11 protein-coding genes and 1 tRNA gene are annotated in these 13,858 nt (G+C 64.7%); 8 read left to right on the forward strand and 4 right to left on the reverse strand.

Annotated features, from left to right (window positions below; genetic code table 11):
* Positions 1-28: 28 nt before the first annotated feature.
* On the reverse strand, positions 29-1,165 hold the full coding sequence (locus AC0L3A_RS34480; protein WP_007602544.1) for a hypothetical protein: 1,137 nt from the start codon (positions 1,163-1,165) through the stop codon (positions 29-31).
* 304 nt (positions 1,166-1,469) lie between these two features.
* Here AC0L3A_RS34480 and AC0L3A_RS34485 point away from each other — a divergent pair, with 304 nt between their 5' ends.
* Positions 1,470-1,715, forward strand: a complete 246-nt coding sequence (locus AC0L3A_RS34485) for a zinc-finger domain-containing protein (RefSeq protein ID WP_007602543.1) — start codon at positions 1,470-1,472, stop codon at positions 1,713-1,715.
* Between the two features lie 19 nt (positions 1,716-1,734).
* Positions 1,735-2,937: an FAD-dependent monooxygenase gene (locus AC0L3A_RS34490; RefSeq protein ID WP_219683853.1), complete on the forward strand. Its 1,203-nt coding sequence runs from the start codon at positions 1,735-1,737 to the stop codon at positions 2,935-2,937.
* A 15-nt stretch (positions 2,938-2,952) separates the two neighbouring features.
* Here AC0L3A_RS34490 and AC0L3A_RS34495 read toward each other — a convergent pair whose 3' ends face one another.
* Complete coding sequence (locus AC0L3A_RS34495) at positions 2,953-3,387, reverse strand: hypothetical protein (protein WP_007602541.1); 435 nt, start codon at positions 3,385-3,387, stop codon at positions 2,953-2,955.
* Between the two features lie 172 nt (positions 3,388-3,559).
* Between AC0L3A_RS34495 and AC0L3A_RS34500 the strand changes: the two genes are divergently transcribed.
* Both AC0L3A_RS34500 and AC0L3A_RS34505 read left to right on the forward strand, forming a co-directional pair.
* Positions 3,560-3,648, forward strand: a tRNA-Leu gene (locus AC0L3A_RS34500).
* Between the two features lie 159 nt (positions 3,649-3,807).
* The gene (locus AC0L3A_RS34505; RefSeq protein ID WP_219683854.1) at positions 3,808-5,058 is read left to right on the forward strand and encodes a multidrug effflux MFS transporter; all 1,251 of its coding nucleotides are present in this window, start codon (positions 3,808-3,810) and stop codon (positions 5,056-5,058) included.
* A 204-nt stretch (positions 5,059-5,262) separates the two neighbouring features.
* On the opposite strand, the gene AC0L3A_RS34510 is transcribed toward AC0L3A_RS34505, so the two are convergent.
* The gene (locus AC0L3A_RS34510) at positions 5,263-6,858 is read right to left on the reverse strand and encodes a glycosyltransferase family 39 protein (protein WP_473256053.1); all 1,596 of its coding nucleotides are present in this window, start codon (positions 6,856-6,858) and stop codon (positions 5,263-5,265) included.
* Between the two features lie 244 nt (positions 6,859-7,102).
* Positions 7,103-8,710, reverse strand: coding sequence for an ABC transporter substrate-binding protein (locus AC0L3A_RS34515; protein WP_007602537.1), 1,608 nt, complete (start codon positions 8,708-8,710; stop codon positions 7,103-7,105).
* A gap of 280 nt (positions 8,711-8,990) precedes the next feature.
* Between AC0L3A_RS34515 and AC0L3A_RS34520 the strand changes: the two genes are divergently transcribed.
* From AC0L3A_RS34520 to AC0L3A_RS34535, 4 genes are all read left to right on the forward strand, one after another.
* Positions 8,991-10,121 (forward strand): M20/M25/M40 family metallo-hydrolase, encoded by a 1,131-nt coding sequence (locus tag AC0L3A_RS34520; RefSeq protein ID WP_473256054.1) that lies wholly within the window; start codon positions 8,991-8,993, stop codon positions 10,119-10,121.
* Positions 10,122-10,288: 167 nt separating this feature from the next.
* Positions 10,289-11,230 carry an ABC transporter permease gene (locus tag AC0L3A_RS34525; RefSeq protein ID WP_007602533.1) on the forward strand — a complete coding sequence of 314 codons (942 nt, stop codon included), beginning with the start codon at positions 10,289-10,291 and terminating at the stop codon, positions 11,228-11,230.
* Between the two features lie 21 nt (positions 11,231-11,251).
* A complete protein-coding gene (locus AC0L3A_RS34530; protein WP_007602531.1) occupies positions 11,252-12,139 on the forward strand; it encodes an ABC transporter permease in 888 nt (295 codons plus the stop codon).
* A gap of 14 nt (positions 12,140-12,153) precedes the next feature.
* The coding region (locus tag AC0L3A_RS34535; RefSeq protein ID WP_473256058.1) for an ABC transporter ATP-binding protein at positions 12,154-13,858 on the forward strand (1,705 nt) is incomplete at its 3' end.

A 13,858-nucleotide genomic window follows, 5' to 3' on the forward strand; every position in this document is an offset into this window, starting at 1 on the left:
TTCCGCAATCTTGAGGGGAAGAGGTATCTTAGGCGGTGACGGCAGCGCTTGCCAGAACGGCTTCGGCGGCGATCCGGGCCTGGCGAAGTCGCCGCGCCCGCCTGCGATCGCACCAGGCCTGGGTCAGGCGCTCCGTGGTCGCCTTGATCGAGGACAACAGGCCGAACAGCGTCAAGGCCGCACCGAACAGCCAGAGTGCGAGATTGAACGCCCCGCCGATCAGCAGCAGCGCGCCGCGGCCGAGCAGCTTCAGGATCGCGCGCGTCTTGCCGCCCTGCGCTTCCGCGAGCCGCGCCGCGCGTGCGACGTCCTTCGGACCTTCGGCGATGCGCAAGCTATCCATCGCACCGCGCGTGCCGGTCTTCTCGACGACGCGCGTGACATCCTTGCCGAGCCGAACCAGCGCGCCGGCCTTCTCGGCGCGGAACGCGGCCTTGATCGCGCTCAAGGTCTGGCCCGGCCGCAGCACCGAGCCGGAGGCAACCGCGTTCTGGAGCATCGGCGTATCGACGACCTCGCGCGCGGACCGGCCGGCCCATGCCGCCAGTCCCTCGCCGAGCCGGCCCACCTTCCGCGCGTCCTTCACCAGCGTCAGCCCGGCGCGAACCGGCGCGGCACCGCCGACGGAGACGTAGGTCACGGCCGTGACCGCGAGACCCGCGGCCGCGAGGCCCAGCACCAGGCGATCGGTCTCCTCGCCCATGGCGAGGTGCTTGCCCTCGCGCACGACATCCCTGATGTCGCCGATGACGAAGAGATCGCCGGCCACGGTCCCCGACAGGCTCGCAACATCGTCCGCGTTGCCGGTGACGAGACCCGTGGCAAACCGTTTTGCGACATGCGAGGTGGAATTTTCGGCTTTGACCGCGTCGCTGACACGGCTCAGGAGGTCGTCAGGCAGCGCGATGTTGCGGTCGCGCGCCAGCGCGACAAAACTGTCGGCGAGATCGGCATCGCCCGACGCGAGCGCAGCCTCGATGTTGTCCTGAATCATGCGGTCATTGTGCCGCAGCAGCGCGTCGAGCTTGATCTCGGAGAGCGCGGCGGGATCGTCCTGGGCGGCCAGAATCGCCCCGGCCTCGCGGGCAGGCGGTGCTACCTGCGCGAGCATGAAGCCGCAAGCCACGATACCGGTCAACGCTGTGCTGATTCGCAACCACTTCATGCGGAGAGCCTGGACGGTCCTGAGATCGTTGACGCCTAACGGTTGGTCTTTCGTCGCAATTACGCTCGTCCACAGACATAGTATGCCAAAATTGCGACACAACGTCCCCGACGAAAGAAGGGCTTCTCTCAGGCCGCAAGATTGTGTCGAATTTGCATGAGCAAATGAGCATGGGGCATTGCGGAGCTTTCGGTTCCGCTGGACTAGCAATCATCCACACCCGCCAGTATGGTCCGCGGCGCCTTAATAATGCCGCGTCAGTCGTGATTGTGTCTGCCGCCATTGCCACTCCAGGATGAGTACGATGTCCGACCATGTCGTCCCGCACTTCCACAACGATGCCGGTGTCCCCGTCATCGAGATCGGCTCGCAAGAGTTCATGTGCGTGGGCGCCAACCCTCCGTTCGATCATCCGCACGTCTTCCTCGACCTCGGCAACGACAACGAGATCATCTGCCCCTACTGCTCGACGCTGTACCGTTTCGCCGCCGACCTGAAGGCGGGCGAAGCCCGTCCGCCGGAATGCGTCCTGAAGGACAAGGTGGCCTGACCGCTTCCATCGGCCAGGGGTGGCGCTCTCCCGAACGATTGTCATCGCCGGTGCCGGCATAGGTGGACTGACGGCTGCGCTCGCGCTCGCGGCACGCGGCTTCCGCATCGTCGTGCTGGAAAAGGCCGAGCGGCTCGAGGAAGTCGGCGCCGGTCTGCAACTCTCCCCCAATGCCAGCCGCGTGCTGGTCGAGCTCGGCCTTACCGAGCGCCTCAAGCTGCGCGCCGTGATCCCGGAGGCGGTCTCGATCATGAGCGCGCGGGCCGGCGGCGAGCTGTTGCGCATGCCGCTGGGAGAAGCCGCCGCCGCGCGCGCCGGCGCCCCCTATTGGGTGGTGCACCGCGCCGATTTGCAATCCGCCCTCGCCGGCGCAGTCTCCGACCATCCCGATATCGACCTGAAACTCGGCGCGACCTTCGAAGACGTCGCGCCTCACGCCAAGGGGCTGACGGTCGTCCATCGCAGCGGTACGATCCGGCGCAGCGATCTCGCCAGTGCGCTGATCGGCGCGGACGGCATCTGGTCGACGGTGCGCCAGCATCTGTTTCCCGAGGTGCAGCCGCGCTTCTCCGGGCTGATTGCCTGGCGCGGCACGCTCGACGCCACGCAACTGCCGAAGGACTACACCGCGCGCCGGGTCCAGCTCTGGATGGGCCCGAATGCCCATCTCGTCGCCTACCCGATCGCGGGGGGACGCCAGATCAACGTGGTCGCGGTGCTGCCGGGCACCTGGAATAGACCGGGCTGGAGCACGCCCGGCGATCCCCGCGAGGTGATGGACGCCTTCGCCGCGCCGCGCTGGCCGCCAGCGGCGCGCATGATGCTCGCCACGGTCGATAGCTGGCGGAAATGGGCGCTGTTCGGCGTGCCTGACGACTGCCCCTGGAGCAACGGCCCGGTCGCGCTGCTCGGCGACGCCGTGCATGCGATGCTGCCGTTTGCAGCCCAGGGCGCCGGCATGGCGATCGAGGACGCCGCGGTGCTCGCGCAGCATTTGAGCCTTGAGGTCGCCGAGAGCACCGCTGGCATCACAGCTGCGCTGAGACAATACGGCCGTACGCGCCAGGCGCGCGTGCGGCGGGTGCAGCGGACCGCGCGGCAGCAGGGCCGCATCTATCATTTCACTGGGCCGCTCGCGCTCGCGCGCGATCTTGCGGTGCGCGCCCTCGGCCCGGAACGCATGCTGGCACGGCAGGACTGGATTTACGGCTGGCGACCCTGATGCGAGGCGCCGGTTTCAGCGCACTGCTCTTGTCGATTTCGGGGCAGGCTTGATCGGGCCAGGATTGGCTGCGGGCGCCGGCGCAGCGGCGGGCGTCGCCTCGGGGGGCGTTTCCCGGCACTTGTTGCGGCGCCAAGCGTCATCGGCCATCTGCGCGTGCCCGCGCACCGCGACGTAGTCATTGCGATAGGCAAGCTCCGACACGACGGCGCCGCCCGCGCCGGTCTGTGCCTTGTCCATCAGCCTCTGTAAATCAGCGGTGCGGTTAGCGAGCCCCTTGCGCTCGGCTTCGAGCAGCTTGCAATCGTACAATTCGTACCTGGCAGGATCGGCAAAGGCCGGAGCGACCGTCTCGCTGATGCCTGCGCAGCCGGACAGTGCGAAGCCGGCCGCGAGCAGCGCGACGGCCACGCAGCACGTGCGCAGGCGATATCGGATCAAAGCAGCCATGCCGGATGAATAGTCCCCGTGGATTGAGAATGCCTAAAGCAACAACAGATGTCCGGATTGAGGCTTTGCCTTGTGCGGCCGGCTCGCCTAAGGAAGAACCGCCCCTCCGGCCTGCAAACGCCAATTCCAGACGGCCGGCAAGGGACTTAAGTGATTGATCTCGTTGGATCAAGCGGGCATGGCGGAATTGGTAGACGCAAGGGACTTAAAATCCCTCGGTGCGCAAGCGCTGTGCCGGTTCGACCCCGGCTGCCCGCACCACGAGAGACGCGCGGACGATCCCGCCGATCGCCGCGGCCCCGAGCGCTGATACCTCGTCAATGTTGTCCGCTCCTGCACCGCCTGCCAGCTATCCCGAAACGTCGCTTGTGCAACGCAGCATTGAAGGTAGACAGGGGCCTCAAATCAGAGGTGAGCTGCTTGTCCGACGTCAATGCCGACGATTGGGTGTCCTCGGGACACCGGCCGATGGGTTTCCCCGAATTCGTCATCGTGATCGCGTCGATCATGGCGCTGAATCCGCTTGCGATGGACATGATGCTCCCGGCGCTGCCCAACATCGGGTCGGCCTTCAATATCCCCGTCGCCAACCATCTTCAGCTGGTGCTGTCGACCTTCCTGATCGGCTTTGGCGCGGGGCAGTTCGTCATGGGTCCGCTGTCGGATCGTTTCGGCCGCCGCCCGGTGCTGCTCGGCGGGATGGCGGTCTATGCGGTGGCGAGCGTGCTGGCGATCGCCGCGCCGTCGTTCGAGACGCTGCTGCTGGCGCGCGCACTGCAGGGCTTCGGCACCTCGGCGACGCGCGTGATCGCGACCTCGATCGTGCGCGACTGTTACGTCGGCCGCCGCATGGCGAGCGTGATGTCGCTTGCGATGATGATCTTCATCGCCGTCCCCGTGATCGCCCCCTCGTTCGGACAGGCGGTGCTACTGGTCACGCAATGGCGCGGCATCTTCGTCGTGCTGATGCTCTACGGCCTGCTCGCGCTTGCGTGGTCCGTGCTGCGGCTTCCAGAGACCCTGCCTGAGAGCGAACGCAGGTCGCTCGCGCCGGCCGACGTGCTCACGGCCTACTGGCAGACCGTGACCCATCGCCAAACCCTCGGCTACGCGCTCGCCGCCGGAAGCGTGATGGGTGCGCTGTTCGCCTACGTGTTTTCGGCCCAGCAGGTTTTTGTCGACATCTATCACCTCGGCCATTATTTTCCGCTCGCCTTCGCCGCGATCGCGGCCGGCACCGCCATTGCCGGCTTTCTCAATGCGCGATTCGTCGGGACCCTCGGCATGCGCGTGATCTCGCACGGCGCGCTGACGCTCTACACCGCGGTGGCCGGCGTGATGCTGCTGACCGAAAGCCTCGGCGCGTTGCCGCTTCCCCTGTTCATGGTGCTCTCGGCGCTGATGATGTTCTCGTTCGGCATGATGGTCGCCAACTTCACCGCACTCGCCATGGAGCCGCAGGGCCACATCGCCGGCACGGCGTCCTCGCTCTACGGCTCGATCACCACGCTTATCGGCATCGTCGTCGGCATGGCGATCGGACAAAGCTTCGACGGCACGCTGCTGCCGTTCTCGGTCGGCTTCTTCGTGTCGTCACTCGCCGCGCTCGCGATCGTGCTGGTGGTGGAGAGAGGACGGCTGTTCAAGCCGCATCATCGCGCCATCGGGTGAGGAACTTCGCGGCGCTCTCGATGTTGTACTGCAACAATCTGAAAAGGCGCTTCAATGGAACCGAAACCCCGTAAAGACCACGACGCCACGGAGCGGGCGAAGACGGAACGCACGCCGTCGAGCGTTGAAAAGACCGCCGTCACCGTGCCATTCGCGAGTGAAGGGCTCGAGCGGGTCCGCGACAGCCACTGTTGAGCAACACGTCTATTCCGTTGCGCGCCTGTTGGCGCTGAAATCGTCCGCAACGCCCTCGGGTGCCGCGCCGCCTTCACGGGGCGGCACCATCAGCACAACCACGTCCCGCGTGAGACCGGGCCGGCCCCATAGCTGCGCCTGTACGATAAATTCCCGCCTGACGAAGTGCCCGGCCCGCCCGGCCACCCCGTCCATCCACCGGCTGCAATCATCCTGATCGCGGAAACAGAGCGCGGCCCAGCCGCGGTCCAGCGTCGTCTTGCGCGGCAAGCCTCCGGGAGATTGATCCTCGAACGGCTGGGCGTAGTGCGGGTGGTCCGGGCTGTAGAAGGCCATCGCGAAGGCCAGCGCATCGTCGCCGCTAACGGCGGCGAGCGGCTCGCCCGTCAGTTCGCGCCACTCGCGAGTCAATTCGCTGGCGGCCTGCGCGTAGAAATTGCGCCCCTCTTCGTAACCGTGATCGTTGCGATAGACGGCATGGATCGGCGCGGCGACGAGGACGGCCGTGAGCGCGACGCCGGCCACGACCAAGGTGAGGTTGACGGTGTAAAAGCGCTCGATCGGGTAATTTGTGCCGCAGACCACGAGAATGGCGAACAGGAACAACCCCTGCAACGCCCACAGCGACGGCAGATCGGTGCCGATCACGAGCGAGATCAGAACCGGCAGCGCAATCGTGCCGACGGCAACGTAAAAGAGGAGCCGCAGGCCCGGATTCATCGCCGCGAAATCGTCCGGAAACTGCTTCAGCCGCGTGCCGGCGATCAACATCCAGGTGACGGATGACACACTGATGGCCGCCAACAGCCCCAGAAGGAAGTTCCTGGCCTCCCCGAGCGAGCTCGCCGCAGTGCCGTTGGCATGGTTCAGCGCGTAGGTGAAGGTCGGCGCCCCGGTCGTGGCGAGCCAGTGAACATGCGGTGACAGCGCCGCAAGCCCGACGACGACCGAGATCCAGGGCGAGGCGGAAGTGAAATAGGCGCGACGCGCCGGATGCGCCAGCGCGGCAAACGTGAAGCTCGCGACAAGGAAGATCGAATAATATTTGCCGGCCATGGCCAGCGCCGTCGTGAATCCCACGGCGATCGCCCACGACGCCGCGCGGGTCTCGAATGCGCGGACGAAGCACCAAGTCGCCAGCGGCCAGACGGCCAGCAGCACCGCATTGGCATTGAAGCGCTGGGCATGGAACTGATAGGCCGGCGTCAGCATCAGGAGCAACAGCACAAGGACGCGCTTGTGCCCCGTCACGAATTGCCGCGCGATCCGGTCGACGAAGACCAGCGCAAGCCCGGCATTGGCCATCGCCATCAATTGCAGCGACCAGTCAGTGAGCGGAAAAATGGCGCTCCAGCTCGCGGCAACCCAGCCGGTCAAGGGCGGATGCTTGGGATAGCCCCACGCGAAATGCCGCCCCAGCGTCCAGGCCTCCAGCGTATCGGGGTGCAGACCGCCGCCGGCATAGGCGACCGCTAGATAAAGTGTCCAGATCGCGACGAAGCCCGCGATGAGAAGCGGCACCGCCCAGCCCGTCTCGACGCCATCGAGCCAACGCAGGAATGGCCGGCGCCATCGTGCCGGCGTGCGATCGGACCGTTCGGCCATCGTCTGGAATGCAAAATCGATCGGCACTGGAATCAAATGGAGGAAGGAAGGTGATGCGCAAGGACGGCACATCTAGTTCAGGACGGAAACAAATAGCAATGAATGGAAACTGGAAAAGTTTGAAAACGTCCGCCTTCTCAGCCGGCGCAAGGTCGACAAAAGAGCCAAGATCGACAAACGACAACGGCGCCGCTGATGACAGCGGCGCCGCAGGATGATCCGGACGAAAGGAAGAGCCTTCGCCCTACTCCGACTTGTCGACGTTCCAGAACAGCGGGGTCGCGGGACCGTCGAGCACGCCGGTCAGCGATTTGCGCCAGCCGCTCGGCAGGAGATACTGCCCCAGCGGGATGTAAATCACCTGCTCATAGGCTTCCTTCTGGATGTCAGCGGCGATCTTCTTCTGATCGTCGAGCGAGGCGGCGCGAACGAAGTCGTCCTTGAGCTTTTCGATCTTGGCGTTCTCGGCCCAGCCAAACCAGCCCTTCTTGCCCTGACCGCCGATCGAGAGATTGGCGATCGGGTTGGAGACGTCGGCCGCGACCCAGTTGGTGAAGAACATGTTCCAGCCGCCCTCCTTCGGAGGCTTCTGGCTGGCGCGGCGGCTCACCACCGTCTGCCAATCGGTCGCTTGCAGGTCGACCTTGAAGCCAGCCTCGCGCAGCAGCTGAGCCGCAACGATCGGCTGTGCCTTCAGCGTCGTGACATCGCCGGGGGCCATGATCACGATCGGGGTGCCGTCATAGCCGGATTCGGCGAGCGCCTTCTTGGCTTCGGCCATGCCGTTGCCCTTCACGAGGGTCTCGGCACCGGCCTCGGTCGCGAACGGCGTATCGCACACGAAGAAGGCGCCACAGATCTTCTGATATTTGGCGTTGCCGACGAGCGCGTCGAGAACGTCCTTCTGGTTTATCGCCAGAAAGGCAGCACGGCGCACTTTGACATTATCGAACGGCGGATAAAGGAAGTTCATCCGGCCGAGCGTCTGGAAACCGAACTTGTTCGAGACCTCGATCGTGATCTCCTTGTTCGCTTCCAGCAACGGGAGCATGTCGTAAGGCAGATTTTCCACAAAGTCGATGTCGCCCGACTGCAACGCGTTCACCGCGGTCTGCGAGTCCGGCATGGTGATCCACTCGACGCGGTCGACCTTCACCACCTTGCCGCCGGAGGTCCAGCTCGACGGCTCCTTGCGCGGCACGTAGTCGGTGTTCTTGACGTAGACCGCCTTCACGCCCGGCTGGAATTCCGACTGCACGAACTTGAAAGGACCCGAGCCGATCTGCTCGGGGATCTGCTTGTCCGGCGGCGTCTCGGCGAGGCGCTTCGGCATCATGAAGGCAACGCGGGAGGACGGCTTGCCGATCGAGTCGAGCACGAGGCCGTAGGGCTCCTTCAGCTTCAGCGTGATGGTCTTGGCATCGGTCGCCTCGATGCTCGCGGTGAAGTCGAAAAGTTTCTGGCCCATGCCGTCGACTGCGCCCCAGCGCTTGAGCGAGGCAACGCAGTCCTCCGCCGTCACCGGCGCACCGTCATGCCACTTCAGGCCGTCGCGCAGCGTGAACGTGTAGGTGAGCTTGTCGTCGGAGATCTTCCAGTCCGCCATCTGCGGCTGGATCTTGAAGTTCGAATCGGGCGCCACGAGCGTGTCGTAGATCATGTAGCCATGGTCACGCGTGATGTAGGCCGTGGTGAAGATCGGATCGATGATGCGCAGATCCGAATGCATCACCGCGGTGATGGTCTTGCCAGCCGCAAGCACCGGCGAGGCCAGTGCGGTCGAAAGCGCGACGACCGACAGCGCAAGTTTGGAGGCGAACGCGCGAGGCCCCCGGCGCATCAACTTAAACATAAAAAGTTCTCCTGACGTGAAACTGTTCAAAGGCAGGTTATTGATTGAGCATCCGGTTCGTTCTTTAGGCGAACTAACCTCATGCAATGCCTTTATCTTTTCGAGACTTGCAGACAGTGCCGAGCGCGTCAATCCGGTTTCGCTGCAAGCCCAAGCAGCGCGCGCACGGGCTCCACACGGATCGGTTTGGCTCTACAACGCTCTCCGCCTGCCCTGCCCCGCGCCAATGCAATGCGCGTTCCATGTTCCGAAGCCCAAGAGACATTGGAGAGACATTGAGATGAATCCAGCCAATCTTCCCTTCGATTCCGAAGCGATGCTCCAGGGTCTGCGCGGCTGGGTGGAATGCGAAAGCCCGACCTGGGACGCGAGCGCCGTGAACCGCATGCTCGATATCGCAGCGCGGGAGATGGCAATCATGGGTGCGACGATCGAGCGCATCGCCGGTCGCCAGGGCTTTGGCGGCGTGATCCGCGCACGCTTTCCGCATCCGAAGCAAGGCGAGCCGGGCATCCTGATTGCCGGACACATGGATACTGTTCATCCCGTGGGTACCATCGAGAAGCTGAAATGGCGGCGCGAGGGCAGCAAGTGCTACGGACCCGGCATCTATGACATGAAGGGCGGCAATTATCTTTCGCTGGAAGCGATCCGCCAACTGGCCCGCGCCTCGTTCACGACGCCGCTGCCGATCACCGTGCTGTTCACGCCCGACGAGGAAGTCGGCACACCCTCCACGCGCGATATCATCGAGGCGGAAGCCGCGCGCAACAAATACGTGCTGGTCCCCGAGCCCGGCCGCGCTGACAACGGCGTCACCACCGGACGTTACGCCATTGCGCGTTTCAATCTCGAGGCGACCGGCCGGCCCAGCCACGCCGGCGCCACCTTGTCGGCGGGCCGCTCTGCTATCCGCGAGATGGCGCGGCAAATCCTCGCCATCGACGCGATGACGGGCGAAGACTGTACGTTTTCGGTCGGCGTGGTGCACGGGGGGCAATGGGTCAATTGCGTTGCCACGACCGCCACCGGCGAAGCGCTTTCGATGGCCAAGCGCCAGGCCGACCTCGAGCGCGGCGTCGAGAGGATGCTGGCGCTCTCCGGTACAACCAATGATGTCACCTTCAAGGTGACGCGCGGCGTGACACGTCCGGTCTGGGAGCCCGATGCCGGCACCATGGCGCTTTACGAAAAGGCGCGCGGGATCGCCAAATCGCTCGGCGCAGAACTGCCGCATGCGAGCGCCGGCGGCGGCTCCGACGGCAATTTCACCGGCGCAATGGGCATCCCGACTCTCGACGGCCTGGGCGTGCGTGGCGGCAACGGCCACACGCTCGAAGAGTATATCGAGGTCGAAAGTCTGGTCGAACGCGGCCGGCTGATGGCGGGGCTGCTCGCGACCTTGGAGTAAGGCGCGAGCCACGTCACCACAAGCGGGCCAGGTCTCCCGAAACAAGTTGACCGCACTGCAAAAACCGTGGCCCGGATGGCATGGGAATTGCTGAAATGTTAGGCTGGTGGCAGAACGCAGCCTTCAGCCGCTGTCTCTGATTTGACTCTAATCTGACGGGATCCAACTTGCTCGGATATCTCCTTCGCCGAATTCTCGCCGCCGTGCCCGTGATGGGCGTGGTGGCGCTGTTCGTCTTCCTCCTGCTCCGCCTCACCCCCGGCGATCCCGCCGCGATTCTTGCCGGCGACAACGCCACGCCGGAGCGGCTCGAGCGCATCCGCACCTCGCTCGGTCTCAACGAGCCGCTGATCGTGCAGTTCATCACCTGGCTGAACAAGCTGCTGCATGGCGATCTCGGAACGTCACTCATCTCCAACCTTCCGGTGATGAAGATGATCGGCCAGCGGGTCGAGCCGTCGATCTCGATCGCGTTGTCGACCATCATCCTCGCGGTCATCGTCGCGGTTCCCCTCGGTGTAATCGCTGCCTGGAAGCACGGCACCTGGATCGACCGCTTCGTGATGGGCCTGTCCGTGCTCGGCTTCTCGGTGCCGGTGTTCGTGGTCGGCTACATCCTGATCGAGGTCTTCGCGATCGACCTGCGCTGGGTGCCGGTCCAGGGCTTCCGCAGCATCTCGAACGGGTTTGGGCCGTTCTTCGAGCGCATCATCCTGCCAACCTGTGCGCTGTCCTTCATCTACATCGCTTTGATCGCGCGCATGACGCGCGCGGCGATGCTCGACGTGCTCGGCGAGGACTACGTCCGCACCGCGCGCGCAAAAGGCATCAACGAAGTCGCCGTGATGATGCGCCATGCGCTGCGCAACGCCGCCGTGCCCGTGATCACGGTGATCGGTACCGGCTTTGCGCTTTTGATCTCCGGGGTCGTCGTCACCGAGAGCGTGTTCAACATCCCCGGCATCGGCCGCCTCACGGTGGATGCGGTGCTGGCGCGCGACTATCCGGTGATCCAGGCGATGATTTTGCTGACGTCGTTGATCTATGTCGTCGTCAATCTTCTGATCGACGTCGCCTACACGCTGCTCGATCCCCGGATCCGGTACTAGGGCTAAGGATAACAACGAAAAATGTCGGTCGATACCCTTCCCCAGTCGTCCATCCCGATCACGTCGCCGCTGCGGCCGCGCTTCGGATTCCTGACCTCGACGCCGATCATCGCGGCGGCGACCATCTGCCTGGCGTTGGTTGTGCTGATCTCGATCCTCGCGCCCTTGATCGCGCCGTATGATCCGATCCAGCTTGCGCCCTCGCAGCGGCTGAAGCCCTCTTCGGCGCAATTCCTGCTCGGCACCGACGCCTATGGCCGCGACCTGCTGTCGCGCGTCATGTATGGCGGACGCATCTCGCTTCTGATCGGCATCGGCTCGGCGATCATGTCGATCGTCATTGGGTTGGCGATCGGCCTGGTCTCCGGTTTCTTCAAGCTGGTCGATTCCGTCATGATGCGGATCATGGACGGCCTGATGGCAATGCCGAGCATCCTGCTGGCAATCGCCGTCGTGTCGCTGTCCGGCGCCAGCCTCTGGACCGTGCTGATCGCAATCACGATCCCTGAAGTTCCGCGCGTGGCACGCCTGGTGCGCTCGGTCGTGCTGTCGGCGCGCGAAGAGCCCTATGTTGAAGCGGCGATCTCGGTCGGCTCATCCCTGCCAAAGATCATGTGGCGGCATTTGATGCCGAACACGATCGCGCCTCTGATCGTGCAGGGTAGTTATGTCTGCGCGTCCGCGATCCTCACCGAGGCCATCCTCTCCTTCCTCGGCGCCGGCATCTCGCCGGAAACGCCGACCTGGGGCAACATCATGGCCGAGGGTCGTCAGTACTTCCAGCTCAAGCCGACGCTGATCTTCTGGCCGGGCCTGCTGCTCTCGATCGCGATCCTCAGCATCAATTTGATCGGCGATGCCGCCCGCGACGCACTCGATCCGCGCATGAAGCAGCGGGAAGGCAAATGATGACCGATCAAGTGATGACCAGCCCGATCCTCGACATCAACAACCTCGTCGTCTCCGTCGGCAAGAAGCCGAATGCCGCAAACATCATCGACGGCATCTCGATCCAGGTGCACGAGCGCGAGACGCTGTGCCTCGTCGGCGAAAGCGGCTCGGGCAAGTCGGTGACCTCGCTGACCACGATGGGTCTGCTGCCGAAGGGCACGCTGATTCCGACCGGCGGCAGCGTCAAGCTGGTCGGCGAGGAGATTCTCACCGCGACCGTCCGCCGCCTGCGGCAGCTCCGCGCGACGCGGATGGCGATGATCTTCCAGGAGCCGATGACGGCGCTCAATCCGGTGATGCCGGTTGGCCGCCAGATCGACGAAGTCCTGCGCGCGCACACCAAACTCGATGCGAAGGCGCGCAAGAAGCGTATCCTCGACATGATGGAGCAGGTGCGCCTGCCCCAGGTCGAGCGTATCTTTGCCTCCTACCCTCACCGACTCTCCGGCGGTCAGCGCCAGCGCATCATGATCGCGATGGCACTCGTGCTCGAACCGAAGCTGCTCATCGCGGACGAACCGACCACCGCGCTCGACGTCACAACGCAGAAGCAGATTTTGACCCTGATCCGCGACCTCCAGCGCGATCACGGAACCGCCGTGCTGTTCATTACCCATGACATGGGCGTGGTCGCCGAAATCGCGGACCGCGTCGCGGTGATGCGGCAGGGCCGACTGGTGGAGACCGGAACGCTGGATTCCATCCTGCGCAATCCGACCATGGAATACACCCGCAACCTGCTCTCCGCGGTGCCGAGCCTGGTGCCGCGCGCGGCGCGGCCTGAGACCAGGGAACCGGTGGTGCTGGAGGCCAACGAACTCGGCAAGGTCTATCGCGAGCGCGCGTTCTTCGGTAAAGGCCGCGAAGTCGTCGCCGCCGACAAGGTCACGCTTACGCTGCGCAAGGGCCGCACGCTCGGCATCGTCGGCGAGAGCGGCTCGGGCAAATCGACCGTGGCGCGCTGCATCGTCCGCCTGATCGACCCGACCTCCGGCGGCGTGCGCCTCTCCGGCCGCGAGATCTCGGACATCTCGCGGCGGCTGTTGCAGCCGCATCGGAAGAAGATCCAGATCGTATTCCAGGACCCCTACCGCTCGCTCAACCCGCGCGTCACTGTCGGCGAAAGCATCGCGGAAGGCCCGATCAATTACGGCGTGTCGCATGCCGACGCAATGAAGCGTGCGCGCGAATTGCTCGAGCTGGTCGGCCTGCCCGCCGATGCGGTCGCGCGCTATCCGCACCAGTTCTCCGGCGGCCAGCGTCAGCGCATTGCGATCGCCCGCGCGCTCGCGCTCGATCCCGACGTGCTGGTCGCGGACGAGGCGGTCTCCGCCCTCGACGTGTCCGTGCAGGCGCAGGTGCTGGACCTGTTCGACGAGATCCAGACGCGGCTCGGCATCGCCATCCTGTTCATCACTCACGATCTGCGCGTCGCAGCGCAGATCTGCGACGAGGTCGTGGTGATGCAGCACGGCCGCGTCGTCGAGCAGGGCCCGGCCGCCGAAGTGCTGACGCATCCGAAGGAAGCCTACACCAGAGCCTTGCTCGAGGCAGCGCCAGGCCGCGGCTGGGATTTTGCGAACTTCCGGCCGGTGACCGAGGGCGTGGAGGTCGCGCCTGATAGCGGTGAGTTCGTCGGCATAGCCGTCGATGCGGTCAATCGTGGGCATGTGTTCT

Source organism: Bradyrhizobium sp. MI1.3, assembly GCF_055811695.1.

What these genes read in the sequence shown, in the direction of transcription:
- AC0L3A_RS34480 (WP_007602544.1), bottom strand. Translation starts at nt 1,165, where the DNA reads ATGAAGTGGTTGCGAATCAGCACAGCGTTGACCGGTATCGTGGCTTGC.
- AC0L3A_RS34485 (WP_007602543.1), top strand. Translation starts at nt 1,470, where the DNA reads ATGTCCGACCATGTCGTCCCGCACTTCCACAACGATGCCGGTGTCCCC.
- AC0L3A_RS34495 (WP_007602541.1), bottom strand. Translation starts at nt 3,387, where the DNA reads ATGGCTGCTTTGATCCGATATCGCCTGCGCACGTGCTGCGTGGCCGTC.
- AC0L3A_RS34510 (WP_473256053.1), bottom strand. Translation starts at nt 6,858, where the DNA reads ATGGCCGAACGGTCCGATCGCACGCCGGCACGATGGCGCCGGCCATTC.
- AC0L3A_RS34515 (WP_007602537.1), bottom strand. Translation starts at nt 8,710, where the DNA reads ATGTTTAAGTTGATGCGCCGGGGGCCTCGCGCGTTCGCCTCCAAACTT.
- AC0L3A_RS34520 (WP_473256054.1), top strand. Translation starts at nt 8,991, where the DNA reads ATGAATCCAGCCAATCTTCCCTTCGATTCCGAAGCGATGCTCCAGGGT.
- AC0L3A_RS34530 (WP_007602531.1), top strand. Translation starts at nt 11,252, where the DNA reads ATGTCGGTCGATACCCTTCCCCAGTCGTCCATCCCGATCACGTCGCCG.